Source organism: Streptomyces sp. CB02009 (assembly GCF_001905825.1).
Taxonomy (GTDB): domain Bacteria; phylum Actinomycetota; class Actinomycetes; order Streptomycetales; family Streptomycetaceae; genus Streptomyces.
Genome location: NZ_LIVV01000004.1, coordinates 267316 through 291143, shown reverse-complemented (window position 1 = coordinate 291143; position 23828 = coordinate 267316). Strand labels below are relative to the sequence as shown.

Annotated in this window: 22 protein-coding genes and 1 riboswitch; of the genes, 9 read left to right on the top strand and 13 right to left on the bottom strand. The window is 73.4% G+C overall.

Features of this window, described 5'->3' with window-relative positions; genetic code table 11:
* Positions 1-17: 17 nt before the first annotated feature.
* Positions 18-1439 carry a fibronectin type III domain-containing protein gene (locus tag AMK27_RS42355; protein WP_073908388.1) on the bottom strand — a complete coding sequence of 474 codons (1422 nt, stop codon included), beginning with the start codon at positions 1437-1439 and terminating at the stop codon, positions 18-20.
* A gap of 196 nt (positions 1440-1635) precedes the next feature.
* On the opposite strand from AMK27_RS42355, the gene AMK27_RS17630 reads away from it, so the two are divergent.
* The gene (locus AMK27_RS17630) at positions 1636-3219 is read left to right on the top strand and encodes a serine hydrolase (protein ID WP_073908385.1); all 1584 of its coding nucleotides are present in this window, start codon (positions 1636-1638) and stop codon (positions 3217-3219) included.
* A gap of 13 nt (positions 3220-3232) precedes the next feature.
* Here AMK27_RS17630 and cobJ read toward each other — a convergent pair whose 3' ends face one another.
* From cobJ to AMK27_RS17615, 3 genes are read right to left on the bottom strand one after another with little or no spacing between them, the layout of a single operon-like run.
* Positions 3233-4717 carry a precorrin-3B C(17)-methyltransferase gene (gene cobJ / locus AMK27_RS17625; RefSeq protein WP_073908382.1) on the bottom strand — a complete coding sequence of 495 codons (1485 nt, stop codon included), beginning with the start codon at positions 4715-4717 and terminating at the stop codon, positions 3233-3235.
* The gene (locus AMK27_RS17620; protein ID WP_073908379.1) at positions 4714-5349 is read right to left on the bottom strand and encodes a precorrin-8X methylmutase; all 636 of its coding nucleotides are present in this window, start codon (positions 5347-5349) and stop codon (positions 4714-4716) included. The genes cobJ and AMK27_RS17620 overlap by 4 nt, the downstream gene beginning before the upstream one ends.
* A 14-nt stretch (positions 5350-5363) precedes the next feature.
* The gene (locus tag AMK27_RS17615) at positions 5364-6677 is read right to left on the bottom strand and encodes a cobalamin biosynthesis protein CobG (RefSeq protein ID WP_073909472.1); all 1314 of its coding nucleotides are present in this window, start codon (positions 6675-6677) and stop codon (positions 5364-5366) included.
* 72 nt (positions 6678-6749) lie between these two features.
* A riboswitch (cobalamin riboswitch) is annotated at positions 6750-6906 on the top strand.
* 36 nt (positions 6907-6942) lie between these two features.
* Between AMK27_RS17615 and cobN the strand changes: the two genes are divergently transcribed.
* Complete coding sequence (gene cobN / locus AMK27_RS17610) at positions 6943-10554, top strand: cobaltochelatase subunit CobN (protein WP_073908376.1); 3612 nt, start codon at positions 6943-6945, stop codon at positions 10552-10554.
* On the opposite strand, the gene abc-f is transcribed toward cobN, so the two are convergent.
* Positions 10551-12158: a ribosomal protection-like ABC-F family protein gene (gene abc-f, locus AMK27_RS17605; protein WP_073908373.1), complete on the bottom strand. Its 1608-nt coding sequence runs from the start codon at positions 12156-12158 to the stop codon at positions 10551-10553. The genes cobN and abc-f overlap by 4 nt on opposite strands.
* Positions 12159-12345: 187 nt before the next feature.
* Complete coding sequence (locus tag AMK27_RS17600; protein WP_073908369.1) at positions 12346-12693, bottom strand: DoxX family protein; 348 nt, start codon at positions 12691-12693, stop codon at positions 12346-12348.
* Between the two features lie 92 nt (positions 12694-12785).
* Between AMK27_RS17600 and AMK27_RS17595 the strand changes: the two genes are divergently transcribed.
* The 4 genes from AMK27_RS17595 (at position 12786) to AMK27_RS17580 (ending at position 15818) form a co-directional block, all read left to right on the top strand.
* Positions 12786-13229: a MarR family winged helix-turn-helix transcriptional regulator gene (locus AMK27_RS17595; RefSeq protein WP_231073397.1), complete on the top strand. Its 444-nt coding sequence runs from the start codon at positions 12786-12788 to the stop codon at positions 13227-13229.
* A gap of 112 nt (positions 13230-13341) precedes the next feature.
* The gene (locus AMK27_RS17590; RefSeq protein ID WP_073908362.1) at positions 13342-14235 is read left to right on the top strand and encodes an alpha/beta fold hydrolase; all 894 of its coding nucleotides are present in this window, start codon (positions 13342-13344) and stop codon (positions 14233-14235) included.
* 231 nt (positions 14236-14466) lie between these two features.
* Positions 14467-15459, top strand: a complete 993-nt coding sequence (locus AMK27_RS17585) for a DUF1648 domain-containing protein (protein WP_073908360.1) — start codon at positions 14467-14469, stop codon at positions 15457-15459.
* 2 nt (positions 15460-15461) lie between these two features.
* Entirely contained in the window at positions 15462-15818 is a 357-nt protein-coding gene (locus AMK27_RS17580) for a GntR family transcriptional regulator (protein ID WP_073908358.1), read from the top strand.
* Between the two features lie 142 nt (positions 15819-15960).
* Here the strand turns inward: AMK27_RS17580 and AMK27_RS17575 are convergent, their stop codons facing one another.
* From AMK27_RS17575 to AMK27_RS17560, 4 genes are all read right to left on the bottom strand, one after another.
* Positions 15961-16920 carry a D-2-hydroxyacid dehydrogenase family protein gene (locus tag AMK27_RS17575; RefSeq protein WP_073908355.1) on the bottom strand — a complete coding sequence of 320 codons (960 nt, stop codon included), beginning with the start codon at positions 16918-16920 and terminating at the stop codon, positions 15961-15963.
* A 205-nt stretch (positions 16921-17125) separates the two neighbouring features.
* Entirely contained in the window at positions 17126-17563 is a 438-nt protein-coding gene (locus AMK27_RS17570; protein ID WP_073908351.1) for a hypothetical protein, read from the bottom strand.
* Positions 17560-19023, bottom strand: coding sequence for an APC family permease (locus tag AMK27_RS17565; RefSeq protein ID WP_073908347.1), 1464 nt, complete (start codon positions 19021-19023; stop codon positions 17560-17562). Before AMK27_RS17565 ends, AMK27_RS17570 begins: the two co-directional genes overlap by 4 nt.
* Before the next feature lie 300 nt (positions 19024-19323).
* On the bottom strand, positions 19324-19998 hold the full coding sequence (locus tag AMK27_RS17560; protein ID WP_073908343.1) for a TetR/AcrR family transcriptional regulator C-terminal domain-containing protein: 675 nt from the start codon (positions 19996-19998) through the stop codon (positions 19324-19326).
* A 194-nt stretch (positions 19999-20192) separates the two neighbouring features.
* Here AMK27_RS17560 and AMK27_RS17555 point away from each other — a divergent pair, with 194 nt between their 5' ends.
* Positions 20193-20720 (top strand): hypothetical protein, encoded by a 528-nt coding sequence (locus tag AMK27_RS17555; RefSeq protein ID WP_073908340.1) that lies wholly within the window; start codon positions 20193-20195, stop codon positions 20718-20720.
* Between the two features lie 67 nt (positions 20721-20787).
* Here AMK27_RS17555 and AMK27_RS17550 read toward each other — a convergent pair whose 3' ends face one another.
* Positions 20788-21750, bottom strand: a complete 963-nt coding sequence (locus tag AMK27_RS17550; protein ID WP_073908336.1) for a GlxA family transcriptional regulator — start codon at positions 21748-21750, stop codon at positions 20788-20790.
* Positions 21751-21915: 165 nt separating this feature from the next.
* Here AMK27_RS17550 and AMK27_RS17545 point away from each other — a divergent pair, with 165 nt between their 5' ends.
* The gene (locus AMK27_RS17545; protein WP_073908332.1) at positions 21916-22515 is read left to right on the top strand and encodes an MBL fold metallo-hydrolase; all 600 of its coding nucleotides are present in this window, start codon (positions 21916-21918) and stop codon (positions 22513-22515) included.
* Positions 22516-22576: 61 nt separating this feature from the next.
* Positions 22577-22936: a hypothetical protein gene (locus AMK27_RS17540; protein WP_073908329.1), complete on the top strand. Its 360-nt coding sequence runs from the start codon at positions 22577-22579 to the stop codon at positions 22934-22936.
* A 42-nt stretch (positions 22937-22978) separates the two neighbouring features.
* On the opposite strand, the gene AMK27_RS17535 is transcribed toward AMK27_RS17540, so the two are convergent.
* Entirely contained in the window at positions 22979-23251 is a 273-nt protein-coding gene (locus tag AMK27_RS17535) for an SCO5918 family protein (RefSeq protein ID WP_073908326.1), read from the bottom strand.
* A gap of 169 nt (positions 23252-23420) precedes the next feature.
* On the bottom strand, positions 23421-23624 hold the full coding sequence (locus AMK27_RS17530; RefSeq protein WP_015034705.1) for a cold-shock protein: 204 nt from the start codon (positions 23622-23624) through the stop codon (positions 23421-23423).
* Between the last annotated feature and the right edge of the window lie 204 nt (positions 23625-23828).

Sequence of the window (23828 nt, the reverse complement as noted above, 5' to 3'; positions counted from 1 at the left end):
CAGCGGTCCGCTGAGGCTCAGCCCTCGTCCGGGGTGCCCAGCTCCGTGACCTCGACCCAGTCGATGGCCGGGTCGGGGATGTAGAGCATGTTGTTCGCGGTGTCCACGGCGATCACCGCGTACAGCACCGTCTCGCCGTCCGCCGCGCTCTTGTGGACGTACGAGGAGGCCGTCGGCAGCAGGTACTCGACGCGGTGGGCGACCCAGGCGGTGCCGCCCTCGCCGTCGTCCCACAGCGTGGCCTTGAAGACCTCGTACCGCTTGAGGTCGCCCTCCGTGTTCGGCGTCCACGCGAGGTGGACGCCGTCCTCCCGGGCGGTGGCCGTCAGGCCCTTGACGGCCGCCGGGGCGGTCCAGTCGTCGTGCGTGGCGGTGACGGCGGTCCGGGCGGAGGCGTTGCCGGCGGCGTCGACGGCCGAGACCCAGTACGTGTAGGCGGTCCGCTCGGCGGCGCCGGCGTCCGTCCAGGTGGTGCCGGTGACTCCGGTGGCGACCTGGGCGACCGGGTCCGCGGTGCCCTTGCGCTGCCGGTGCACCTGGTACTTCGCCGCGCCCGCGACGGGCTTCCAGGTGAGCGTGACGCCGGGGGTGCCGTCGTCCGCCGTCACACCGGTCGGCGCGGCCGGGGCCGTACGGTCGACGCTGGTGACGGTCAGGTCGGTGCCGCCCGCGGACTCGTTGCCGGCCCGGTCGACGGCGCGGAGCTCGTAGAGGAACCTTTCGCCGGTGGCCGGCGGGGAGTTCACGTACGAGGTGCCGGTGACCAGGGCGGTGGAGCCGCTGACCTTCGTCCAGGTGGCGGAGGTGCTCGGGCGCCGGTAGACCCGGTAACCGGCGAGGTCCATCTCCTTGTTGGCCGCCCACTTCACGGTGGCCCTGTTGAGCGCGCGGTCGTACGCGAGGGACGCGCCGGCCGGCGCGAGCGGGCGGATCCTGTCGATGGTGGCCGATGTGTTCGGGGTGTAGCCGAACGTGACGTTGGCGGCGCCCGTCCAGGTCGCGTAGGACACGTGGATCGTGTGGCGCCCCGCCGGGATGGTCACGGCGGCGGTCTTCTTCTGGGTGGTGGAGACGTTCTTCCACAGGTCGATCTTCCGGACGCCGTCGAGGGTGACGCGGATGCCGTCCTGCGCCTCGGCGGTGAACGTGAAGGGGCCGCCGGAGCCGAAGTCGCGGGTGACGGACCAGCGGACGGAGAAGTTGTCCCGGGGCAGCGTGACACCCGCCGGGTCGCCGGTGCCGTAGTTCTCGGCGATGACGCTGTCGCAGGTGGTCAGCTTGGGCGTGCCGGTGAGCGTGGTGTTGGCGTAGTACTCCGCCTTCCACACCGGGGCGGCGCAGGTCACGGCCGCGGCGGCCGGGGTGGCGGTCAGCAGACCGCCGGAGGCGGCGAGCGCGGCCGTCGTGGCCAGGGCGCTCAGCCGGTTACGAGTCGTCACAGAGAAAGGGCCCTTTCCGGACCTACGGGGAACAGGCGACGGGGTGCGGACTCGTGGGGGAGCCGGGCGGTCCGGGTGGGGCCGGGGGCACCGCCGGATGCGGACTCTACCGGCCGGTTCAGGCGCTGGACCAGCGGATTGCCGGCCCCGGTCCGCCCGGCGCGACAGCGGCTTCCCCGGGGCGTTCAATGGAAGCGTGGTTACCGTCCGATGGCTGGTCACAGCGGGGGTCGCGGCCGTGCTCGGCTTGGGCTCCCTCGCCGGCACCGCCCCCTCGCCGACGCCGACGCCGACCCCCACCCCCACACCCGAGCCTCCCCCGGCCCAGCCGCCGCCCCTGCTCGACCGGGCGGACGTCGACCGGGCCGTCGCCCGGCTCGACCCCGGCGTCGCGGCGCTGATGAGGAAGACCGGGGTGCCCGGGGTCTCCGTCGCCGTCGTCTACAAGGGCGAGGTCGTCCACCTCAAGGGGTACGGCGTGCGCGAGGTCGGCAAGGAGGGCCAGGTCGACGCCGACACCGTCTTCCAACTGGCGTCCGTGTCGAAGCCGATCGCCTCCACCGTCGTCTCCGGAGCGGTCGGCGTGGACGGCTGGCAGAAGCCGGTCGGCCCCGAACTCCCCGAGTTCCGGCTGAAGGACCCGTGGGTGACCGACCACGTGACCGTGGCCGACCTGTTCTCGCACCGCAGCGGCCTGCCCGACCACGCGGGCGACCTGCTGGAAGACCTCGGCTACGACCAGGAGTACATCCTGTCCCACCTGCGGTACGAGCCCCTCGCGCCGTTCCGCGCCAGCTACGCCTACACCAACTTCGGTCTGACGGCGGCCGCCGAGGCCGTCGCCGCCGAGAAGGGCGTGTCCTGGGAGAAGCTCGCCGACGACACCCTCTACAAGCCCGCCGGCATGAACGACACCAGCTCCAGCTTCCAGGACTTCGTCTCGAACCCCGACCGGGCCCACGGGCACGTCAAGCAGCCCGACGGGACCTGGAAGGCCCGGTTCGTCCGCGACCCGGACGCCCAGTCCCCCGCCGGCGGCGTCAGCTCCTCGGCCCGCGACATGGCGGTCTGGCTGCGGCTGCAGCTCGCCAACGGCACGCTCGACGGGAAGCGGATCGTCGCCGAGGACGCCCTCGACCTCACCCACCACCCCGAGGCCGTGGCCGTCCCGGCCCGGGCCCCCGCCGCGCGGACCGGCTTCTACGGCCTCGGCTGGAACGTGTCGTACGACGACGAGGGCCGGCTCCGCCTCTCCCACACCGGCGCGTTCGCGCTCGGCGCGCACACCAACGTCACGATGCTGCCGGGCGAGCAGCTCGGCATCGTCGTCCTCACCAACGGCGCCCCGGTCGGCGTCGCCGACACCGTCGCCCTCGACTTCTTCGACACCGCGCAGGAGGGGAAGCCGAGCAGGGACTGGCTGCCGCTGGTCAACGCCCTGTACGAGCAGGAGGCGGAGGCCGGCCGCTCGGACACCGACTTCGCGAGGACGCCGGCGGACGCGACGCCCGCGCGGGCGAACAGCGCCTACACCGGCACGTACAGCAGCGACTACTACGGCCGTCTGACGGTGGTGGAGGAGAACGGCGGTCTGGTCCTGCGGCTGGGGCCGGAGCCCCAGTCGTACCGGCTCACGCACTACGACGGCGACACGTTCAGCTTCCCGACGCGCGGGGAGAACGCCGTCGGCCCCACCGGCGTGACGTTCTCCCCCGACGGCAGGACCGTCCGCGTCGAGTACCTGGACGAGACGGGTCTCGGCACCTTCACCCGGCAGTAGGGACCGCCGCGTCCTACCCGTAGCGGCGCGGCGTCCACGCGATCGTCCGGCCGTCGGCCCGCTCGACCGCCCGCGTCTGCGAGGAGCCGACGAGCAGCAGGGTGCGCATGTCGACCTCGGACGGCTCCAGGGTCTTCAGGGTCACCACGCGGACCGACTGCTCGGGGCCGCCGACGTCGCGGGCGACGACCACCGGGGTCTCGGGCGACCGGAGTTCGAGCAGGAGGTCGCGGGCGGCGGCCACCTGGTGGGTACGGGACTTCGAGCCCGGGTTGTAGAGCGCGAGGACCAGATCGGCGGCGGCCGCGGCACGCAGCCGCGCCTCGATGACGTCCCAGGGCTTGAGCCGGTCGGAGAGCGAGATCGTCGCGTAGTCGTGGCCGAGCGGGGCGCCCGCGGCGGCGGCGGCCGCGTTGGCGGCGGTCACCCCCGGCAGGACCCGTACGGGCACGTCCGCGTACTCCGGCTCGCAGGCGACCTCCAGGACGGCCGTGGCCATCGCGAAGACGCCCGGGTCGCCGCCGGAGACGACCGCGACCCGGTGGCCGCGGCGGGCCAGGTCGAGGGCGAACTCGGCGCGCTCGGACTCCACCTTGTTGTCCGAGCCGTGCCGGATCTGCCCGGGGCGCAGCACCGGCACCCGGTCCAGGTAGGTGGTGTAGCCGACGAGGACGTCGGCGTTGACGAGCGCGCCGCGCGACTCGGGGGTGAGCCAGGGCGCGCCGGCCGGGCCGGTGCCGACGACGACGACCTCGCCCCGCTCGCGCACGGCGGGTTCGCGGTCGATGCGGGAGGGCAGCACGGCGACGGAGAAGTACGGGACGGAACCGGGGTCGACGTCCACGAGGTCCCCGGTCCGCTCGCCGGCCATGAACGCCCGCTCCACGTACCGGGCGTCGTCGAGCCGGCCGGCCCGCTCCAGGGCCCGCTTCACGGTGGGGAAGGTGCGGCCGAGCTTCATCACGACCGCCGAGTCGGTGCCCGCGAGCCGGGCCGTCAGCTCGTCCTCCGGCAGCGTGCCGGGGATGATCGTGAGGACCTCCTCCGCCTCGCACAGCGGCTCGCCGAGCCGGGCGGCGGCGGCGGACACCGAGGTGACACCGGGGATGACGGTCGTGTCGTAGCGGTCAGCGAGCCGCTTGTGCATGTGCTGGTACGAGCCGTAGAACAGCGGGTCGCCCTCGGCGAGGACGGCGACGGTGCGGCCGGCGTCGAGGTGCGCGGCGAGGCGGGCCGCGGCCTCCTCGTAGAAGTCGTTCAGGGCGCCCCGGTAGCCGCCCGGGTGGTCCGTGGTCTCCACCGTGAGCGGGTACATCAGCCGCTCCTCGATGTGGTCCTCGCGGAGGTGCTCCGCGGCGATCGAGCGCGCGATGGACCGGCCGTGGCGGGCCGAGTGGTACGCGATCACGTCGGCGGCGGCGATGGCCTTCACCGCGGCCACCGTCATCAGGTTCGGGTCGCCGGGGCCGAGCCCCACGCCGTACAGCTTGCCGGTCACTTCTGAATCTCCGCTTCGTGGGCGATCGCGTTGATCGCGGCGGCCGTCATGGCGCTGCCGCCGCGCCGGCCCCGTACGACGAGGTAGTCGAGGCCCAGGTCCTGCGCGGCCAGGGCGTCCTTGGACTCGGCGGCTCCGATGAAGCCGACGGGTATGCCGAGGACGGCGGCGGGCCTTCCGGCCCCGTCCGCGACCATCTGCAGGAGGTGGAAGAGCGCGGTCGGCGCGTTGCCGATGGCGACGACGGAGCCTTCGAGGCGGTCCCGCCACAGTTCGAGGGCGGCGGCGGAGCGGGTGGTGCCGAGTTCGGCGGCGAGGCCCGGCACGGACGGGTCCGAGAGGGTGCAGACCACCTCGTTGTCGGCGGGCAGCCGGCGACGGGTGACCCCGCTCGCGACCATCTGCGCGTCGCAGAGGATCGGAGCGCCGGCCCGGAGGGCGGCGCGGGCGTTCGTGACGACCCGCGGCGACCAGGCGATGTCGCGTACGAGGTCGGTCATGCCGCAGGCGTGGATCATCCGGACCGCCACCTGGGCGACGTCGGCGGGCAGGCCCGCCAGATCCGCCTCGGCGCGGATCGTGGCAAAGGACTGGCGGTAGATCTCCGCCCCGTCCTTCTCGTAGTCGAACATCCTGTTGCTCTCGCTCATCTCGTCGTGCGGGCCGCGGTCACGGCTTCGGGCAGGGCGGTACGGGGGGTGGGGACGCCGTCCACCAGGTAGTCGCCGCCGACGGTGGCGAGGACGTCGGTCCAGGCGCCGTGCGGGTGTCCGCAGCGGCGCTCGCACCCGGAGAAGTGCACGGGGAGGAGCGGGGCGGCGGGGCGGCGCTCGGCGGGGCCGGGGTGCCCCGGGCGTCGGGAGTGCTCGGGCTGCCCCGGGTCTCCCAGGTGTCCGGGGTGTCCGGGGTGCCCCGGGCACCCGGGGGCGGCGTCGGCGCGGACGTCGGCGAGGGACTTGGCGCAGCCGGGCCGCCCGGTGCAGGCGGTGACTCCGGCCCAGGGGGAGTCGGGGCGGGTGATCAGCCCGGCCGCGTCGAGCAGCGGCAGCCGGCCGGGGTCCGTCCCGGCCACGACGACCCCGCGCCAGGGCGTGAGCCGGACCTCCTCGGCGGGGAGCAGCGCCCGCAGCTGGGCGGCGGTGAGCCGGCCGAGCGGGGCGAGCACGGAGAGGGCGCCGGGTCCGAGGACGCCGGGGGCGGGCGGCGGGCCCTGGGGGAGTTCCGGTGCGGCCACGGGTCGCGCCGTCACCCCGGACTCCGCCATGTCCACCGCGTACTCCTCGGGGAGTTCCCGGACCCGCCAGGCCCCGGTTCCTGCCTTGCGCGCCGCGGCCAGGAACCCGCCCGCCACCGCCAGGGCCGCGCTCGGCGCGTCGGAGCTCGCGAGCCGGACGGCCCGTCCGCCGACGTGCAGCTCGGCCTCGCCGCCGCCCACTGCGACCAAGGTCACATCCCCGCCGAGCCCGGCGACGTCACCGCGTCCGTCGTCGAGGACGAAGAGGAACCGGCCGGAGAGCGCCGCCGCCCAGGGTGCGGAGCGCAGGTGGGTGTCCAGCTCGCGGGCCCACAACTGCACGTCGGCGGTGCCGAGTCCGTCGAGGCCGGAGGCGGGGGAGGCGACGATGTTGCGGACGCGTTCGTGGGTGGGGGAGGGCAGCAGGCCCGCCTCGTCGAGGAGCGCCGCCAGCTCGGCCCCGCAGTCGTCGGCGAGACCGCGCAGCTCGGCGTTGCCGCGCGAGGTGATGCTGAGCCGCCCGTCGCCCAGGTTCTCCGTCGCGTCCGCCAGGATCTCGACCTGACGAGACGTCAAACGGCCTCCGGGCAGGCGGAGTCGGGCGAGGCGACCGTCGTCGGCGGAGTGCAGGCGCAGCGCCCCGGGGCACGCGTCGCCTCGGTCCCGTATGTGACGTTCGCCCGGTTCGGGCGTCGGGGGCGGGGTGGGCGGCATGGCGGCGAGCATACCGACGGGGATCCGGCCGACCACCGAGTGTGATCCGGTCGACTCCCCGGCTCCCCCCGGCCCGTCGACCGCACGATCTACTATGCAGACGGCATGGGGTCCCAGGACCCCGGGGAGGAAGCCCGGTGAGAATCCGGCGCGGTCCCGCCACTGTGAGCCGGCCCGGGCTGTGCGTCTGCACGCCCCGGGCAGGTGAGTCAGGAACTCCCGCCGTCCATCTGACCACCCGGGGCGCGGACAACCCCGAGGAAGGCCTGCGCTCGCCATGCTTCTGCTGCTGTCGCACTCCGACACCGACCTGCTCAGCGCCCGCGCGGCCGGCGGCCCGGTGGAGTACCGCTTCGCCAACCCCTCCCGGCTCCCCCTGGCCGACCTCACCGGCCTCCTCGCCGAGGCCGAGCTCGTCGTCGTACGGCTCCTCGGCGGCCTCCGTTCCTGGGAGGAGGGCCTCGACGCGGTGCGCGCCGCCGGCAAGCCGGTGGTCGTCCTCAGCGGCGAACAGGCCCCCGACGCGCAGCTGATGGAGGCGTCCACCGTTCCCGTCGGCGTCGCCACCGAGGCGCACGCCTACCTCGCGCACGGCGGCCCCGCGAACCTGGAGCAGCTGGCCCGCTTCCTCTCCGACACCGTCCTGCTCACCGGGCACGGCTTCGAGTCCCCGGCGGCCGCCCCCACCTGGGGCCCGCTGGAGCGCACCGCCCGCACCACCACCGGCCCTACCATCGCCGTGCTCTACTACCGCGCCCACCACATGAGCGGGAACACCGGCTTCGTCGACGCGCTGTGCGGGGCGATCGAGGACGCCGGCGCCCGGGCCCTGCCGCTGTACGTGGCCTCGCTGCGCGCCCCCGAGCCGGAGCTGCTCGACTCCCTCCGTACCGCCGACGCGATCGTCACCACCGTCCTCGCGGCGGGCGGCACCAAGCCCGCGGAGGCGCAGGCCGGCGGCGACGAGGAGGCCTGGGACGCGGGCGCGCTGGCCGCGCTCGACGTGCCGATCCTGCAGGCCCTGTGCCTGACCGGTTCGCGCGCCGCCTGGGAGGAGAACGACGAGGGCCTCTCCCCGCTGGACTCCGCCAGCCAGGTCGCCGTCCCCGAGTTCGACGGCCGGCTCATCACCGTGCCGTTCTCGTTCAAGGAGATCGACGAGGACGGGCTGCCCGCGTACGTCGCCGACGCCGAGCGCGCGGCCCGCGTCGCCGGGATCGCCGTCCGGCACGCCCGCCTCCGGCACATCCCGAACGCCGAGAAGAGGCTGGCGCTCGTCCTCTCCGCGTACCCGACGAAGCACTCCCGCATCGGCAACGCCGTCGGCCTCGACACCCCCGCCTCCGCCGTCTCGCTGCTGCGCCGGCTGATCGCCGAGGGATACGACTTCGGCCCCGAGGCCGACCTCCCCGGCGTGGTCTCCGGCGACGGCGACGAGCTGATCTACGCCCTCATCGAGGCCGGCGGCCACGACCAGGACTGGCTGACGGAGGAGCAGCTCGCCAAGAACCCGGTCCGCATCCCGGCCGCCGACTACAAGCGCTGGTACGCGACCCTCCCCGAGGAGCTGCGGACGCACGTCGAGGAGCACTGGGGCCCGGCGCCCGGCGAGATGTTCCTCGACCGGTCGCGCAACCCGGAGGGCGACATCGTCCTCGCCGCGCTGCGCCGCGGGAACCTGCTGGTCCTCATCCAGCCGCCGCGCGGCTTCGGCGAGAACCCGATCGCGATCTACCACGACCCCGATCTCCCGCCGTCCCACCACTACCTGGCCGCCTACCGCTGGATCGCCGCCCGCGCCGAGGACGGCGGCTTCGGCGCCGACGCCATGGTGCACCTCGGCAAGCACGGCAACCTGGAGTGGCTGCCCGGCAAGAACGCCGGCCTGTCCGCCGCCTGCGGCCCCGACGCCGCGCTCGGCGACATCCCGCTCATCTACCCGTTCCTCGTCAACGACCCGGGCGAGGGCACCCAGGCCAAGCGGCGCGTCCACGCGACCCTGGTCGACCACCTGGTGCCGCCGATGGCCCGCGCCGACTCCTACGGCGACATCGCGCGCCTGGAGCAGCTGCTCGACGAGTACGCGCAGATCTCCTCCATGGACCCGGCGAAGCTGCCCGCGATCCGCGCCCAGATCTGGACGCTGATCCAGGCGGCCAAGCTCGACCACGACCTGGGTCTCGAGCAGCGTCCCGAGGACGACGGCTTCGACGACTTCCTGCTGCACGTCGACGGCTGGCTGTGCGAGGTCAAGGACGCCCAGATCCGCGACGGCCTGCACGTCCTCGGCGGCGCCCCGCAGGGCGAGGCCCGGGTCAACCTGGTCCTCTCCATCCTGCGCGCCCGCCAGATCTGGGGCGGCACGCAGGCCCTGCCCGGTCTGCGCGAGGCCCTCGGCCTCGACGAGTCCGCCGCGACCCGCACCACCGCCGACGAGGCGGAGGCGAAGGCCCGCGAACTGGTCGAGGCGATGGAGGCGGCGGACTGGTCCGTGGACGCGGTGCCGGCGGTCGCCGCCGCGTACGGCGCCGAGGTGCACGCCGTGCTCCGCTTCGCCTGCGAGCAGGTCGTGCCGCGCCTGGCCGCCACCACCGACGAGCTCGGCCACGCCGTGCACGCCCTGAACGGCGGCTTCGTCCCGGCCGGCCCGTCCGGTTCGCCGCTGCGCGGCCTGGTCAACGTCCTCCCGACCGGCCGGAACTTCTACTCCGTCGACCCGAAGGCCGTGCCGTCCCGGCTGGCCTGGGAGACCGGCCAGGCGCTCGCCGACTCGCTCCTGCAGCGCTACCGCACCGACAAGGGCGCCTGGCCGACGTCCGTGGGCCTCTCCCTGTGGGGCACCAGCGCGATGCGCACCGCCGGCGACGACGTCGCCGAGGCCCTCGCCCTGCTGGGCGTCCGCCCGCTGTGGGACGAGGCCTCGCGCCGGGTGAACGGCCTGGAGCCGATCCCGCTCGCCGAGCTCGGCCGCCCCCGCGTCGACGTCACCCTGCGCATCTCGGGCTTCTTCCGGGACGCGTTCCCGCACGTCATCGGCCTCCTCGACGACGCCGTCCGGCTCGTCGCGGGCCTGGAGGGCGAGTCCGCGGAGGACAACCACGTCCGGGCGCACGCGCAGGCCGACCTCGCCGAGCACGGCGACGAGCGGCGCGCCACCACCCGTATCTTCGGCTCCCGGCCGGGCACGTACGGCGCGGGCATCCTCCAGCTGATCGACTCCCGCGACTGGCGCACCGACGCCGACCTGGCCGAGGTGTACACGGTGTGGGGCGGTTACGCGTACGGGCGCGGGCTCGAAGGCCGCCCGGCGCGCGCGGAGATGGAGACGGCGTACAAGCGGATCGCGGTGGCCGCGAAGAACACCGACACCCGCGAGCACGACATCGCCGACTCCGACGACTACTTCCAGTACCACGGCGGCATGGTGGCGACCGTCCGCGCGCTCAAGGGCACCGCCCCCGAGGCGTACATCGGCGACTCGACCCGCCCCGAGACCGTCCGCACCCGGACGCTCGTCGAGGAGACCTCTCGGGTCTTCCGCGCCCGCGTGGTCAACCCGCGCTGGATCGAGGCGATGCGCCGCCACGGCTACAAGGGCGCGTTCGAGCTGGCGGCGACCGTCGACTACCTCTTCGGGTACGACGCCACGACCGGTGTCGTCGCCGACTGGATGTACGACAAGCTCACCCAGGAGTACGTCCTCGACCCGGAGAACCAGGCCTTCCTGAAGGAGGCCAACCCCTGGGCCCTGCACGGCATCGCGGAGCGCCTCCTGGAGGCCGAGTCGCGCGGCATGTGGGAGAAGCCGGACGCGGAGACCCTGGCCGCGCTGCGCCAGGTGTTCCTGGAGACCGAGGGCGACCTCGAGGGCTCCTCCGACGAGGACTAGCTCCTCGCGGTCCTCACCGGGGCGGGGGCCGGCGCCAGTTCCAGGCGGCGGCCCCGGAAGCCCTCCCTGAGGCGCCGGTCGTGGGTGACCACGACCAGCGTGCCCGGGTACTGCGCGAGCGCTGCTTCGATCTCCTCCACGAGCGCCGGGGCCAGATGGTTGGTCGGCTCGTCGAGGAGGAGCAGATCGGCCGGTTCGGTGACGAGACGCGCCAGTTCGAGTTTCCGGCGCTGTCCTGTCGACAGGTACCGGACCGGGGTCGTCAGGTCCCCGGCGGAGAAGAGACCGAGGGCGAGCAGCTCGTCCGTACGGTCCGCTCCGAAGGCCTCGCCCACCGTACGGGGGTCGGCGGGCGGGGCCGTCTCCTGACGCAGCGTGCCCACCCGGGCCGGTGCCCTCACCGTGCCCGCGTCCGGGGCGAGTTCGCCCGCGAGCACCTTCAGGAGGGTGCTCTTCCCGGCGCCGTTCGGCCCGGTGACCAGGAGCCGCTCGCCCGGGTCGAGGTGCAGGGCGTCGAGCCGGAGCCGGCCGTCCACGCGGACGCCGGCGAGGTCGACGGGCGCGCCCTCCCCACGGAGCTCCGCGCGGAACCGCAGCGGTTCCGCCGGGGCCGGCACCGGGGTGGTGGTCAGCCGGGCGAGCCGCTCGCGGGCGGCCCGGATCCGGCTCATCGCCCCGTGCGCCCGTGCCCTGGCCCGGAAGGCGCCCGCTCCGCTGAACGAGGCCGGTGCCTTGCGCGGGATGGCCGAGAACCGGTCGATGTTCGTGTCGGCGAGCGCCCTGTACCGGGCGAGTTCGTCCTTCCACTCCTCGTGCTCCCGCTGTCGGCGGGCCCGCTCGGCGGCGCGTCCGGCGAGGTAGCCGCCGTAGCCGTTGCCGTAGCGGCGGACGGTGTGGCGGTCCTCGTCGACCTCCAGGACGGCGGTGGTGACCCGGTCGAGGAAGACCCGGTCGTGGGAGACGGCGACGACCGTGCCCCGGTGGGCGCGCAGCCGCTCCTCCAGCCAGGCCACGGCCTCGTCGTCGAGGTCGTTGGTCGGCTCGTCGAGCAGCAGCAGTTCGGGCTCGGCGGCGAGGACGGCGGCGAGCGCGAGCCGGGACCGCTGTCCGCCCGAGAGGGTGCCCAGGGGGCGGGTCCGGTCGAGCGGGCCGGGTTCGCCGAGCCGCCGGAGCGTGGTCTCGACCCGCCGGTCGGCCCCGGCGCCGCCCCGCGCCTCGTGGGCGGCGAGCAGCTCCGCGTACCCGGCGAGGTCACCGGTCCCGGCGAGCTCGGCCTCGGCCGCGCGGATCGCCCGCTCCAGCTCCCGTACGTCCGCGAGCGCATGGTCGACGGCGTCGCCGACGGTCGCGGCCGGGGGCAGGTCCAGGGTCTGGGCGAGGTGGCCGGTGCCGCCGGGGGAGTGGACGGTCACCGTGCCGTTGTCGGCGGTCTCCAGGCCGGCGAGCAGCCGGAGGAGGGTGGACTTCCCCGACCCGTTGTCGCCGACGACGCCGAGGCGTTCGCCGGGGCGGACGGTGAGGGAGATCCGGTCGAGCACGGTGCGGTGCCGGACGTGCCGGTCGTCGTAGCGCTTGCTGACGTCGTTGAGTTGGACACGGAACAAGGGCGATCTCCTGTGCGTCGGCGACAGATCGAGTGAGATCGAGACGATACGTCTCGTCTCATGTCGTCGACGGTACCGCAGGCGCGCCTCCTTCGCAAGACGTTCCGTCTCGTTGGTCGGGGTGGTCGGCCGGAGTGGTCGGCTGGGGGTGCTGGGCCGGGGGTGGTCGGGAACTGCCGGCCGGAACTCAGGCCGAGGCCGTGCGCAGCACCAGCGCGGCTATCGCGAGCAGGGTGATGACCACGACCGGTGCCACCTCGTAGTCCTTCACGCGCAGGTGGGTGATCAGGGCGCCGATGAAGTAGAGCGTGACGCCGATCGCCGCCGCCCCGCCCAGTGCCGGCACGGCGAGCCCCGCGAGCAGGCCGAGGGCGCCCGCCGCCTTCAGCGTCGCGAGGCGCGGCAGCCAGGATTCCGGCACGTCGAGCTTGGTCATGTTGCCGACGATCTGCGGGCTGCGGGTGAAGGTCAGGAAGGCCGAGGCCGACAGCGCGAGGGCGAGCAGCGCGGCGACGACGGCATAGCCGATGAACATGGACGTACTCCAATGGTCCGAGTGCCTCAATCGTGGAACTGTATCAACGGTTTCCCTCGCTCCACAATAGGGCCGCTGCTACGGTGGAGGACATGGCAGCTCTCCCGACCGACCGCCTCGGCTTCCTCCTCTCCTTCCGCGGCGAGCTCACCGGCGCGCGCATCCGTGCCGCCCTGGGGGTCGCCGGACTTCACCCCAGGAACGCGATGACGCTGATGCAGCTCGCCCCCGGGTCCATGAGCCAGCGCGAGCTGGCAGCCGCCATGGAGGTCGATCCCAGCCAACTGGTCGCGATCCTCAACGAGCTGGAGTCGGAGGGGCTCGCCGAGCGGCGGCGCGACCCGGCGGACCGCCGCCGCCACATCGTGGAGATCACCGAGGCGGGCGCGGCCGCCCTCGACCGGGTCGACGCGGCCGTGAGCGCGGCCGAGCGCGAGCTCTTCGGCGACCTCACCGAAGCCGAACAGGTCCTGCTGCGAGGCCTGTTGGACCGGGTCGTCGTGGACGCGGCCGACCACGAGTGCGACGCGGGATGACGGCCGGAGGCCACCGCGGGTGAGTCGAAGCGCGCGCGACCGATGAGTTCCGGCGGGGTCGGGGGTCTACCCCCATGAACACCCCGCACGGCCCACCATCGAGGAGCTGACCATGGTCGAGACCGACACCCGCGTCCTGGACACCACCGGCGCGACCCTGCGCTACGACGTACGCCCCGGGACCGGGTCCGGGTCCGGGACCGGGGGCGACGAGCGTCCGCTCCTGATGATCGGCTCCCCGATGGACGCCACCGGCTTCACCACGCTCGCCTCCCACTTCGCCGACCGGACCGTCGTGACGTACGACCCGCGCGGAGTGTCCCGCAGCGAGCGCACCGACGGCGCGACGGAGACGCTCCCCGAGGAGCACGCCGACGACCTGGCCCGGCTGATCGAGGCGCTCGGCGCCGGCCCCGTGGACGTCTTCGCGAGCAGCGGCGGTGCGGTCAACGCCCTCGCGCTGGTCGCAGGGCGCGGCGACCTGGTGCACACGCTGGTCGCGCACGAGCCGCCGACCGCCCAGGTCGTCCCGGACCGCGAGGCGGCCCTGGAGGTCTGCGCGGACGTCCACGCCACGTATCTGCGGGACGGCTGGGGGCCGGCGATGGCCAAGTTCCTGGCGCTGACCTCCCGCCAGGGCGAGTTCCCGGCGAACTGGGCCGAGGAGCCCGCCCCGTCCCCGGCCGCGTTCGGCCTGCCGGCCGAGGACGACGGCTCGCGCGGCGACCCGCTGCTCGGCCAGAACATGCGCGGCTGCACCTCCTACGCCCCCGACTTCACCGCCCTGCGCGCCGCGCCGACCCGGATCGTCGTCGCGGCGGGCAAGGAGTCCGAGGGCACCTTCGCCGCCCGCGCGGCGGTCGCCGTCGCCGAGGGCGTCGGCACCCCGCTCGCCGTCTTCCCGAGCCACCACGGCGGCTTCCTGGGCGGCGAGTTCGGCCAGCAGGGTGCTCCGGCGGAGTTCGCGGAGGCCCTGCGCGCGATCCTCGACGACAAGGCCAACTGACCTGCGGCGTCGGCCCGTCCGCCGGGCCGGCCCACCCTCCGCATCAGCCCTTCCGAAGCGGCGGCGGCCTTCACGGCCGCCGCCGCTTCGGCGTTGCCGCGGTGCCGCGAGCCGTGGCCCCGTGCCGTCGCCGCCGTGCCGTGGACCGACCGCATCCGAGAGGAGGACGAGTTGTTCTAGCGAAGTGCGAACAACTTGTTCTATGCTGATGCGAACAAGGGAGGGTTTCTCATGAACCGAGCCATGTCGTCCACACCCGCCGTGTCCGTCCCGCGCCGCCTTCGCGCGCTCGCCGCGTTCCCGTTCGTCCTCACTCTCGTCGGCTACCTGACGGTGCTCGCCGTCTGGGGCGGCCGGATCCCCGACACGCTCGCCACCCACTTCTCCGGGGGCGGCGGCGACCGTGCCGACGGCTTCACCGGCCGCACCGCGTTCCTCGTCATCAGCGTCGCCCTGCTCGTCGGGTTCGGCGCCGGCTGGACGGCCCTCGTCCGCCGTAGCGCGCTCTGGGGCGCGTGGGCGACGGCCGGATTCACCGGCACGCTGCTCGTCCTCCTCGTACGGGACAACCTGGACGCCGCCGACCCGGCCCGGGTCGTCTCCCCGCTCACCAACCTGGCGGTCGCCGCGGCGGTCGCCGCCCTGTGCGCCCTCGCGGGCTGGGCGCTGACCCGCCTCGTACCGGCCGAGGAGGCGACAGGGGCTCCCACGGGCGAGCCCGACGCGCCCCGGCTCACGCTCGGCGCGAGCGAGGTCGCCGGCTGGACCCGCGCCACCACCTCACGGCCGCTGACCGTCCTCGCGGTGCTCGCCCTCGTCGCCGTCCCGGTCGGCCTGGTCCTCGCGCCCTGGCCCGGCGCCCTGCTCGCGCTGCTCGGCCTGGTCATCGGCGTACCGGGGCTCGCCCTCGCCCGGGTCCGGGTCACCGTCGACCGGCGCGGCGTCACCGTCCGGCCCTCGTTCGTCTCCCGGCCACGCGTGCGCGTGCCGCTCGACGGGGTCACGGGCGCGAGCGTCCGGGACCTCGACACCGCCACCGTGCTCGCCGACTACGGCGGCTGGGGCTACCGGGTCCGGGCCTCCCGCACGGGCGTGGTGCTGCACTCCGGCGAGGCCCTCGTCGTACGGCGGGACAACGGCCGCGAGTTCGCGGTGACCGTGCCCGACGCGCACACCGCCGCCGCCCTCCTCAACACGCTCGCCGAACGGCATGGGAAGGTCTGACCGTGCTCTTCCGTGTCGACCCGGCCTCCGCCGTGCCCCTCGGCGACCAGATCGCCGCCTGTGTCCGGGGCGCCCTCGCCGACGGCTCGGCCGCGCCCGGCGAGCGGCTCCCGGCCGCCCGGGAGCTCGCCGACTCCCTCGGCGTCAACGTCCACACCGTCCTCCGCGGCTACCAGCGGCTCCGCGAGGAGGGTCTGATCGAACTCCGCCGGGGTCGCGGCGCCCTCATCGTCCCCGGCGCCACCGCCCCCGACCGGGCCCGCCTGGTCTCCAGGCTCCGCGAGGCGGCGTCGGACGCCCGGGAACTGGGCCTGACGGACGAGGAGTTCGTCGAACTGGCCCGCACGAGCCTGACCTAGACCGCGGCGCTCGGCCCGGCGGGACCCCAGCCGGGACCGATTGAGCGGAGACCCGGACGCCCCGGCGGAGTCCGGGTCCGGCGGAGACCCGCACTCCACCGGACGCCCCCGCCACCCAGGCGCCCACGGCTCATCCGGCGGATCAGCCCAGCTCCCGTACCGGCGCACCCGCCAGGAACGCCTCGATGTCCTCCACCGCCTGCCCGAAGTACCGCCCGTAGTTCCCCTCCGTGACATACCCGAGGTGCGGCAGCGCGAGCACGTTCGGGAGGGACCGCAGCGGATCGTCCGCGGGCAGCGGCTCCGTCTCGAAGACATCGAGCCCGGCCCCCGCGATCCAGCCCCCGCGCAGCGCCCGCAGCAGCGCGCCGCCGTCGACGAGCCCTGCCCGGGAGGTGTTGACGAGGTACGCGTGCGGGCGCATCGCCCGTAGCTCGGGCTCCCCGACCAGACCCCGGGTCCGGTCCGAGAGGACCATGTGGAGCGAGACGAAGTCGCTGTCGGCGAACAGCTCCCGCTTGTCCTTCGCGCACCGTACGCCGTGCTCCGCGGCCCGCTCCTCCGTCAGGTTCGGGCTCCACGCGCGCACGTCCATCCCGAAGGCGAGACCGATCCTGGCCACCCGGGCGCCGATCTTGCCGAGACCGACGAGACCGAGGGTCCGGCCCGCGAGGTCGGCGCCGACGGTGGACTGCCAGGGCCCGCCCTCGCGCAGCGCCCGCGCCTCGGCCGGTACGTGCCGGGCCAGACCGAGGAGCAGCGCCCAGGTGAGTTCGGTGGGCGGCTCGGAACTGCTGGCCGTGCCGCAGACGGTGATCCCGCGCGCGCGTGCGGCGGCGACGTCGACGGAGGCGTTGCGCATCCCGGAGGTGATGAGGAGCCGGAGCCGGGGGAGCCGGGCGAGGAGGTCGGCGTCGACCGGGGTCCGCTCCCGCATGACGACGAGGATCTCGCAGTCCTCCACGGCGGCGACGAGCGCGTCCCGGTCGGTGAGGTGCTCGCGCAGGACGCGTACCTCGACGCGGTCGGCGAGCGGGCTCCAGTCGGCGGAGGTCAGGGCGACGCCCTGGTAGTCGTCGAGTACGACGCAACGCAGCTTCATGACGGCATGATCGCGCAAGGCCGGGGTCCGGTGGAGGCTGCCCCCACCGGCCCCGGGCCGCGGCCGTCCGGAGTCCGGTCCGTGAGTGGCCGTCCGAGGCCGGCGCGTGAGTGGCCGCCCGGACCCCGGCCCGTGGCCGCACCGAGTCCCGCCGTCGGCGGCCGTCCGGAGCCAGACCGCGCCGGGTCCCTGCGGCCCCCGCGGCTCAGCGGCGGACGGTGTCGTCGGTCTTGAGGTCGTTCAGGGAGTCCTCGAAGTCGTCGACCTCGTCGGGGCAGTAGACCTGGAGGACGATCCGCTCGACCTCGACGGCCTTGGAGTCGGTGATGACGGGACGCATCCCGGGGCCCGTGGCCCCGTTCCCCTGCTGGATCTTCCACAGCGCCGTCTTCAGGGCGCTGCCGGGGTCGTCGCAGACCGGGCCGCCGTCGGTGCCCAGCACCCGTTCGAGGGTCTCGGTGTCGGGCGCCGGGTACCCGGCCTTCACCAGCTGGTCCCTGAGCTGGTTGGCCTTGGACGCGGTCTCGTTGTTCGTCTTCACCGCCTCGTACCGGACGATGCCGGTGATGACGAGGCTGACGAGGATCACGATCGCGCCCCAGTAGACCCATTTGTGCTCGGAGGCGAACCGGGTGGGGCTCATGCCTGCTCTCCCTCGCTCGCAGCGGTGTCCGGGGCCGTCTTCCAGCTCGGCTTGCGGAACTTCAGGAAGGCCCACGGGATGAGCAGGCCCAGGATGACGAGGCCGCCGCCGACGATGGCGACGTACACCCAGACGCTGCCGCTGCCGAACTGCGAGCTCGGGATGAAGCCGATGCACAGGGCGGCGAGCGAGGCGAGCAGGCCGACGACGCACAGCACGCCGAGGGCGGGCGCGCGGTAGCCGCGGGGATGGTCGGGCTGGGTCTTCCGCAGCCGGATCGCCGCGGCGAACATCAGCAGGTAGACGATCAGGTACACCTGTGTGGTGATGACCGAGAAGATCCAGTAGACGCTGGAGACGTTCGGGATCAGCGCGTACCCGAGGGCGATGACCGTGGTGACGATGCCCTGGGTGACCAGGATGTTCTGCTGGATGCCGTTCTTGTTCAGCTTCTGCAGGAACGGCGGCAGGTAGCCCTCCTGGCGGGAGATCTCCAGCAGGCCCTTCGAGGGGCCGGCGAGCCAGGTGAGCATGCCGCCGAGGGAGGCGGACACCAGGGCGACGGCGGCGATCGGGGTGAGCCAGCCGATGTTGAAGTAGGCGAAGAAGGCGTCGAAGGCCTGCATCACGCCCGCCGTGAGGCTGAGCTGGTCGGACGGGACGACCCAGCTGATGGCGAGCGCCGGCAGGATGAAGATCAGCAGCACCAGGCCCATCGCCAGGAACATCGACTTGGGGTACTCCTTCGCCGGGTCCTTGAGCGAGGAGACGTGCACGGCGTTCATCTCCATGCCGGAGTACGACAGGAAGTTGTTGACGATCAGGACGAGGCTGGCGAGGCCCGTCCACTGCGGGAAGAGGTTCGCGGCGGTCATCGGGGCGGCCGAGGGGTTGCCCTGGCCGAGGAAGACCATGCCGAGGACCACCAGCAGGGTGCCGGGGATCAGGGTCCCGATGATCAGGCCCCAACTGGCCAGTCCGGCCAGGGCCTTCGTGCCGCGCGAGGAGATCCACACGCCCGTCCAGTAGAGGACCACGATGACGATCGCGGTGTACGGGCCGCTGTTGGCGAGTGCCGGGTCGATGATGAAGGCGATGGTGGACGCGACGAACCCGAGCAGGCTCGGGTAGTAGAAGATCGTCATCGCGAACTGGCACCACACGGCCAGGAACCCGAGCGGTTTCGACAGCCCCTCCGAGACCCACCGGTACACGCCGCCGTTCCAGCCGGAGGCGAGTTCCGCGGAGACCAGGGCGGTCGGCAGCAGGAACACGATCGCCGGAACGAGGTAGAGGAACACGCAGGCCAGGCCGTAGACGGCCATGGTGGGCGCGGCCCGCAGACTCGCCACCGACGCGGTGGTCATCAGGGCGAGCGTCACCCAGGTGAGGGTGGTGGGCGCGGGCCGCGTCGCCGCCCGCGGTTTGGGCACGTCGGCCGGCGTGTCGATGCTGCTCATGGGCCCTCCCTCGGGGTCGCGCGATGAGCCCAAGCTCGATCGGGCGGAGGGCTTCCACAAGCGGAGCGCGTCCGGACGGGCGACGGGGGCGGGGGCGCGGGGGCGCGGGCGTCGATCCGGCCCGTCACCCATGGGCCCGTCAGCCCGTCAGCCCGTCAGCCCGTCAGCCCGTCAGCCCGTGGGCCCGTCAGCCCGTGGGCCCGTCAGCCCGTGGGCCCGTCGGTCCCGGCCGACCGTCGTCGTCGGTCCCGGCCGGCCATCAGCCCGTCGGTCCCGGCCGGCCGTCGGCCCGGCAGGCCATCAGCCCGGCAGTCGGGCCGTCAGGCCGTCGAGCAGGGCGTCGAGCCCGAACGCGAACGTGTCGTCGGGAGCCTCGGCGTAGTCGCTCGCGGCCAGCGCGTCGATACGGCTCCGCAGCCGCGGGAACCGGCTGCCGACCTCGACGGCCTCCTTCATGGTGGCGGCGAACACCTCCTCGGCGTCACCGCCGTCGCGCTCGATCCGGCGGGTCAGGGCGGCCGTGGCGGCGGCGGACGAGGCGTTGCCGAGGACGTACGTGAAGACGGACGCGGCGGCCAGGTCGGCCGCGGGTCCCACGAACCCGGCGGCCTCGTACACCGCGAGGTTGTGGTCGTCGTGGCGGGCCTTGCCCTCGCCGTGGAAGAGGTGGGTCGCGAAGGCCTGCACGAGCCAGGGGTGCCGGGTGAACATCGCGTGCAGGTCGCCGGCCATGGCGACGGCGGCGGTGCGCCAGTCGACGGCGTCGAGGTCGGGGAGCCGGACCTCGTCCCAGACCAGGTCTCCGGCGAGGGTCACCAGGTCGTCCTTGTTCTTGACGTGCCAGTAGACGGCGGTGGCGGCCGAGTTGAGGCGCTGGCCGAGGCTGCGCATGTTGAGGCCTTCGAGGCCGTCGGAGTCGAGGAGCTCGACGGCGGTGCGGACGATCTGGTCACGGGTGAGCGTGGAGCGGGCCATGGGCTCACGATAGGTCAGCGCGGACGCGGTTGCACAATGTTCAAGTCTGCTCTTGCACTTAGTTCAAGTGGGCTCTACAGTTCTCGACATCGCCACTTGAACTAAGTGCAAGTCATCCGGAACGAAGCCACGAAGCCACGAAGCCACGAAGTCCCGCTCCAACCCGCCTGATCGCCCTGAAGGAGCCCGCCACCATGAACACCCTCACCGTCCTCGCCGCCGCCGGTCAGATCCTCGTCTCCGCCGCCTTCGTCAGCATCCCGGTCCTCCGCCACCGCTTCGGCGCCGTCGCGAAGGCCGCCGCCGTCACCGAGCTGGACCGCCAGGGCGTCCGCCCGGCCGTCCTGGAGGAGAACCGGCTCCGCTTCGACGCGAGCGGCCACGAGTGGTGGGCGCCCGGCGCCTTCGCCGCCGCGTCGCTGACCGCCGCCGTCCTCAACCTGCTGGGCAGCTCCTGGGGAACCACCCTCACCTGGGTCTTCTCCTCGATCGCCTTCCTCGCCAACATCGCGATCCTGCAGAGCCAGCTCGGTGCCGTGAAGTCCGTCCGCGCCGCCTTCCGGCGCAAGGGCGACCCCGAGCTCCTCCGGGTCGACGTCCCCGCCTTCCTCGCGGCCGCCGAGGGCGCGTTCCCCGCCTGGACCCGCGTCCTCCAGAACGTCCGCCACACGGTGGTCTTCGCCGGCTCGGCCCTGGCCCTGACGGCCGCGGCACTTGTCTGAACCCCGGACGCCCGGTCCGACCGGTCCGACCGGTCCGCCCGGTCCGCCCGGTCCGCCCGGTCCGGTCTCAGACGACGGGCGTACGGGTGAAGGAACGGCGGTACGACCGGGGCGGGACGCCGCGGCGGCGGACGAACTGGGCGCGCAGCACCGCCGCGCTCCCGAAGCCGACCGCGCGGGCGATCTCCTCGACCGGCAGGTCCGTGGTCTCCAGGAGTTCCTCGGCCCGGCTCAGCCGCAGGGAGAGCAGCCACGCGTGCGGGGTGGTGCCCGTGGAGGCGGCGAACCGGCGGGCGAAGGAACGGCGGCTCATCAGAGCCCGGCGGGCCAGCTCCGCGACGGGCAGCGGCTCGTGGAGATGCTCCCGGGCCCAGGCGAGGACGTCGGTGAGCCGGTCGTCCCGGCTGTCCTCGGGTACGGGCGTGGCGAGGTACTGGGCCTGGCCGCCGTCCCGGTGGGAGGGCAGCACCAGGTCCCGGGCGATGGCGTTGGCCGTGGTGGCCCCGTACTCCCGGCGCAGCAGGTGCAGGCAGAGGTCGAACCCGGCGGCGGCGCCCGCGCCGGTGACGAGGGGGCCCTGGTCGACGTAGAGGGCGTCGGGTTCGACGGTGACGTCCGGGTGGCGTTCGGCCAGGAGTCCGGCGAACCGCCAGTGGGTGGTGGCCCGCCGCCCGTCGAGCAGCCCGGCCGCGGCCAGCGCGAACGCCCCGACGCAGTGGGCGGCGACGAGTGCCCCGCGCGCGTGGGCGGCGGTCAGCGCGTCGAGCACCTCGGGCCCGGGAGGCGTACGGAACTCGGCCCAGGGCAGGGCGATCACCAGGTCTGCGGAAGCCAGCCGGTCCAGACCGTGCTCGACCACGAGGGGCAGACCGACGTCGGTGCGGACGTTCCCCGGCCGGTCGGTGCAGAGCGCGAAGTCGAACAGCGGAAGGCCCCCGCCGCGGGCGTCGAACACCTCGGAGACGATGCCCGCGCCGAGCATGCCGACCCCGTGCGGGGCGTAGGCGGCGACGGTGACGAAGGGCGGCATGGGGCCGAGTGTGGCACGGGGCCCGGAAGCGGCACGGACGGCGGTGGTGCCGACAACCGGCCCTGGACGCGGGCACAGCCCCGAATACTGTGATGGCACGATTCCCGCGATGGATGGCAGCACGGCCACTCGTGAAGATCCGTGCCGCGCAGAAGACTTGGGGACATGACGAACCACGACGCACCGAGCGCCCGCACCGCCGCCTACACGATCCTGACCACCGGATACACGCTCTCCACGGGCCCCGGGGTCGCCGCCACCGTCTCGTACGTGCGGGACGGCGACCGGCACGTGATCGTCGACCCCGGCATGGTGGCGAGCCGCGACCGGATCCTCGGCCCGCTCGCCGAACTCGGCCTGGGACCCGACGACGTCACCGACGTGGTGCTCAGCCACCACCACCCCGACAACACCATGAACGTCGGCCTGTTCGGCCGGGCCCGCGTCCACGACCACAAGGCGATCTACGAGAACGACCAGTGGACCGACCGCGACGCGGAGGGCCACGAGCTGGCCCCGTCCCTGCGGCTGGTCCGTACCCCCGGCCACAGCCCCGAGGACATCACGCTCCTCGCCGGCACCGACACGGGCGTCGTCGCCTTCGTGGGCGACCTGTGGTGGCGGCCGAACGGTCCGGTGGAGGACCCGGTGGCCCCCGACCACACGGTCCTCAAGGAGTCCCGCCTCCGCGTCCTGGCCGCGGCCGACGTGATCGTGCCGGGACACGGCCCGGCGTTCCCGGCGGACGACACCGCGCCGCTGTAGCGGGCGGCGGTCCTCACGCGGTACGGCCACGGGGCCGGAGTGCCGCCTAGAATGGACTTCCATGTCGAAGCCTGACGAGCTGCTCGTTGACATTGCCGCCACGGTGGAGTCCGGGCAGAGCAATCAGATGTCCATGACGGTGGTCGCGGGGGGTGTGGTCCTCACGGGTCGGCTGGCCCCGGAAGCCCTGTGGCGACAGCGGGTGTCGGAGGTCCTGACGGACTCCGCCCGCCTGGGGGAGTTCTCGGGGGTCTTCAGCCCCTCCGAACGCGCGGACGGGCCGCCCACCCACCTGCACTTCCACCTCGCCCGGATCCTCCAGGGCACGGTGGGCATCCCGGAGACCGGCGGCATGTACCGGGTCGCCCTCGAGGACGTCAGCGCCTGGACGGTGGGCGACTTCAGCTACTTCGATCACTGACCGGCCCGGAGCCCGTCGACCGTCCCGAAGCCCGCCGACCGGTCAGAAGGTCGTCTCGGACGGCGAGGCCTGCTCCTCGGCGGTGACCGTGAGGCAGGTGAAACCGAGCTTCGTCATGGCCCGCACGACCTCGCCGGCGCTGAAGTCGCGGCGGTCCTGGCGGGTGACGACCTCGCCGACCTGCTTCACGGGGAACTGGCGCCGCCCGATGACGACGACATCGCCGATGGCGGGCTCGGCCTTGACGCCCTTCATGGATTCGATCACGCCGGCTTTGGTCAGCTCGAACGGGAAGCGGGCGATGACACAGCGCATGGTGACTCCTGCGGAGAAGTGGTCCAGAAGTGGTCCAGGAGGGGGCCTGCCAGGAAATTCCCGCAGCCGATGAGGGGTACTGAAGAGTACGGTGGCAAAGAGCTGAGGCCCGCACCCCAAAGGTGCGGGCCTCAGCTCGTCAGCTTGTGCTACGCGTCAGCGCCGGGTGTCAGGCGGGGACGATGTTCTCGGCGGTCGGGCCCTTCTGGCCCTGCGCGATGTCGAAGCTCACCTTCTGGCCTTCCTGCAGCTCACGGAAGCCGGAGGCGGCGATGTTCGAGTAGTGGGCGAAGACGTCGGGGCCGCCACCGTCCTGCTCGATGAAGCCGAAGCCCTTTTCCGAGTTGAACCACTTAACGGTGCCAGTCGCCATACCAAATTCTCCTTCGGGGCAGTGCTCGGAGCGCACACAGTGTGTGCTCCGTGTCGCTGCGATGATCGCCCCGTCCGGAAAAAGCCCGGAAATGAAAAAGGGTGCCCAGCGCCGGAAAACCGGAAGGGCACTCGTACGTTCGGGACCCACAACTGCAACTGATATCGACAGTAGCACGACGGGGCGGACCGTGCGGGGTGAAGA

Excerpts from the sequence above, each read along its gene's own strand:
- AMK27_RS17575 (WP_073908355.1), bottom strand. The coding sequence starts at position 16,920 with ATGAAGCTGCGTTGCGTCGTACTCGACGACTACCAGGGCGTCGCCCTG.
- AMK27_RS17595 (WP_231073397.1), top strand. The coding sequence starts at position 12,786 with ATGGCAGCTCTCCCGACCGACCGCCTCGGCTTCCTCCTCTCCTTCCGC.
- AMK27_RS17620 (WP_073908379.1), bottom strand. The coding sequence starts at position 5,349 with ATGTTCGACTACGAGAAGGACGGGGCGGAGATCTACCGCCAGTCCTTT.
- AMK27_RS17555 (WP_073908340.1), top strand. The coding sequence starts at position 20,193 with ATGAACACCCTCACCGTCCTCGCCGCCGCCGGTCAGATCCTCGTCTCC.
- AMK27_RS17530 (WP_015034705.1), bottom strand. The coding sequence starts at position 23,624 with ATGGCGACTGGCACCGTTAAGTGGTTCAACTCGGAAAAGGGCTTCGGC.
- AMK27_RS17545 (WP_073908332.1), top strand. The coding sequence starts at position 21,916 with ATGACGAACCACGACGCACCGAGCGCCCGCACCGCCGCCTACACGATC.
- AMK27_RS17590 (WP_073908362.1), top strand. The coding sequence starts at position 13,342 with ATGGTCGAGACCGACACCCGCGTCCTGGACACCACCGGCGCGACCCTG.
- AMK27_RS17600 (WP_073908369.1), bottom strand. The coding sequence starts at position 12,693 with ATGTTCATCGGCTATGCCGTCGTCGCCGCGCTGCTCGCCCTCGCGCTG.
- AMK27_RS17570 (WP_073908351.1), bottom strand. The coding sequence starts at position 17,563 with ATGAGCCCCACCCGGTTCGCCTCCGAGCACAAATGGGTCTACTGGGGC.
- AMK27_RS17585 (WP_073908360.1), top strand. The coding sequence starts at position 14,467 with ATGAACCGAGCCATGTCGTCCACACCCGCCGTGTCCGTCCCGCGCCGC.
- cobN (WP_073908376.1), top strand. The coding sequence starts at position 6,943 with ATGCTTCTGCTGCTGTCGCACTCCGACACCGACCTGCTCAGCGCCCGC.
- AMK27_RS17560 (WP_073908343.1), bottom strand. The coding sequence starts at position 19,998 with ATGGCCCGCTCCACGCTCACCCGTGACCAGATCGTCCGCACCGCCGTC.
- AMK27_RS17535 (WP_073908326.1), bottom strand. The coding sequence starts at position 23,251 with ATGCGCTGTGTCATCGCCCGCTTCCCGTTCGAGCTGACCAAAGCCGGC.
- AMK27_RS17550 (WP_073908336.1), bottom strand. The coding sequence starts at position 21,750 with ATGCCGCCCTTCGTCACCGTCGCCGCCTACGCCCCGCACGGGGTCGGC.
- AMK27_RS17540 (WP_073908329.1), top strand. The coding sequence starts at position 22,577 with ATGTCGAAGCCTGACGAGCTGCTCGTTGACATTGCCGCCACGGTGGAG.
- AMK27_RS17615 (WP_073909472.1), bottom strand. The coding sequence starts at position 6,677 with ATGCTCGCCGCCATGCCGCCCACCCCGCCCCCGACGCCCGAACCGGGC.
- AMK27_RS17565 (WP_073908347.1), bottom strand. The coding sequence starts at position 19,023 with ATGAGCAGCATCGACACGCCGGCCGACGTGCCCAAACCGCGGGCGGCG.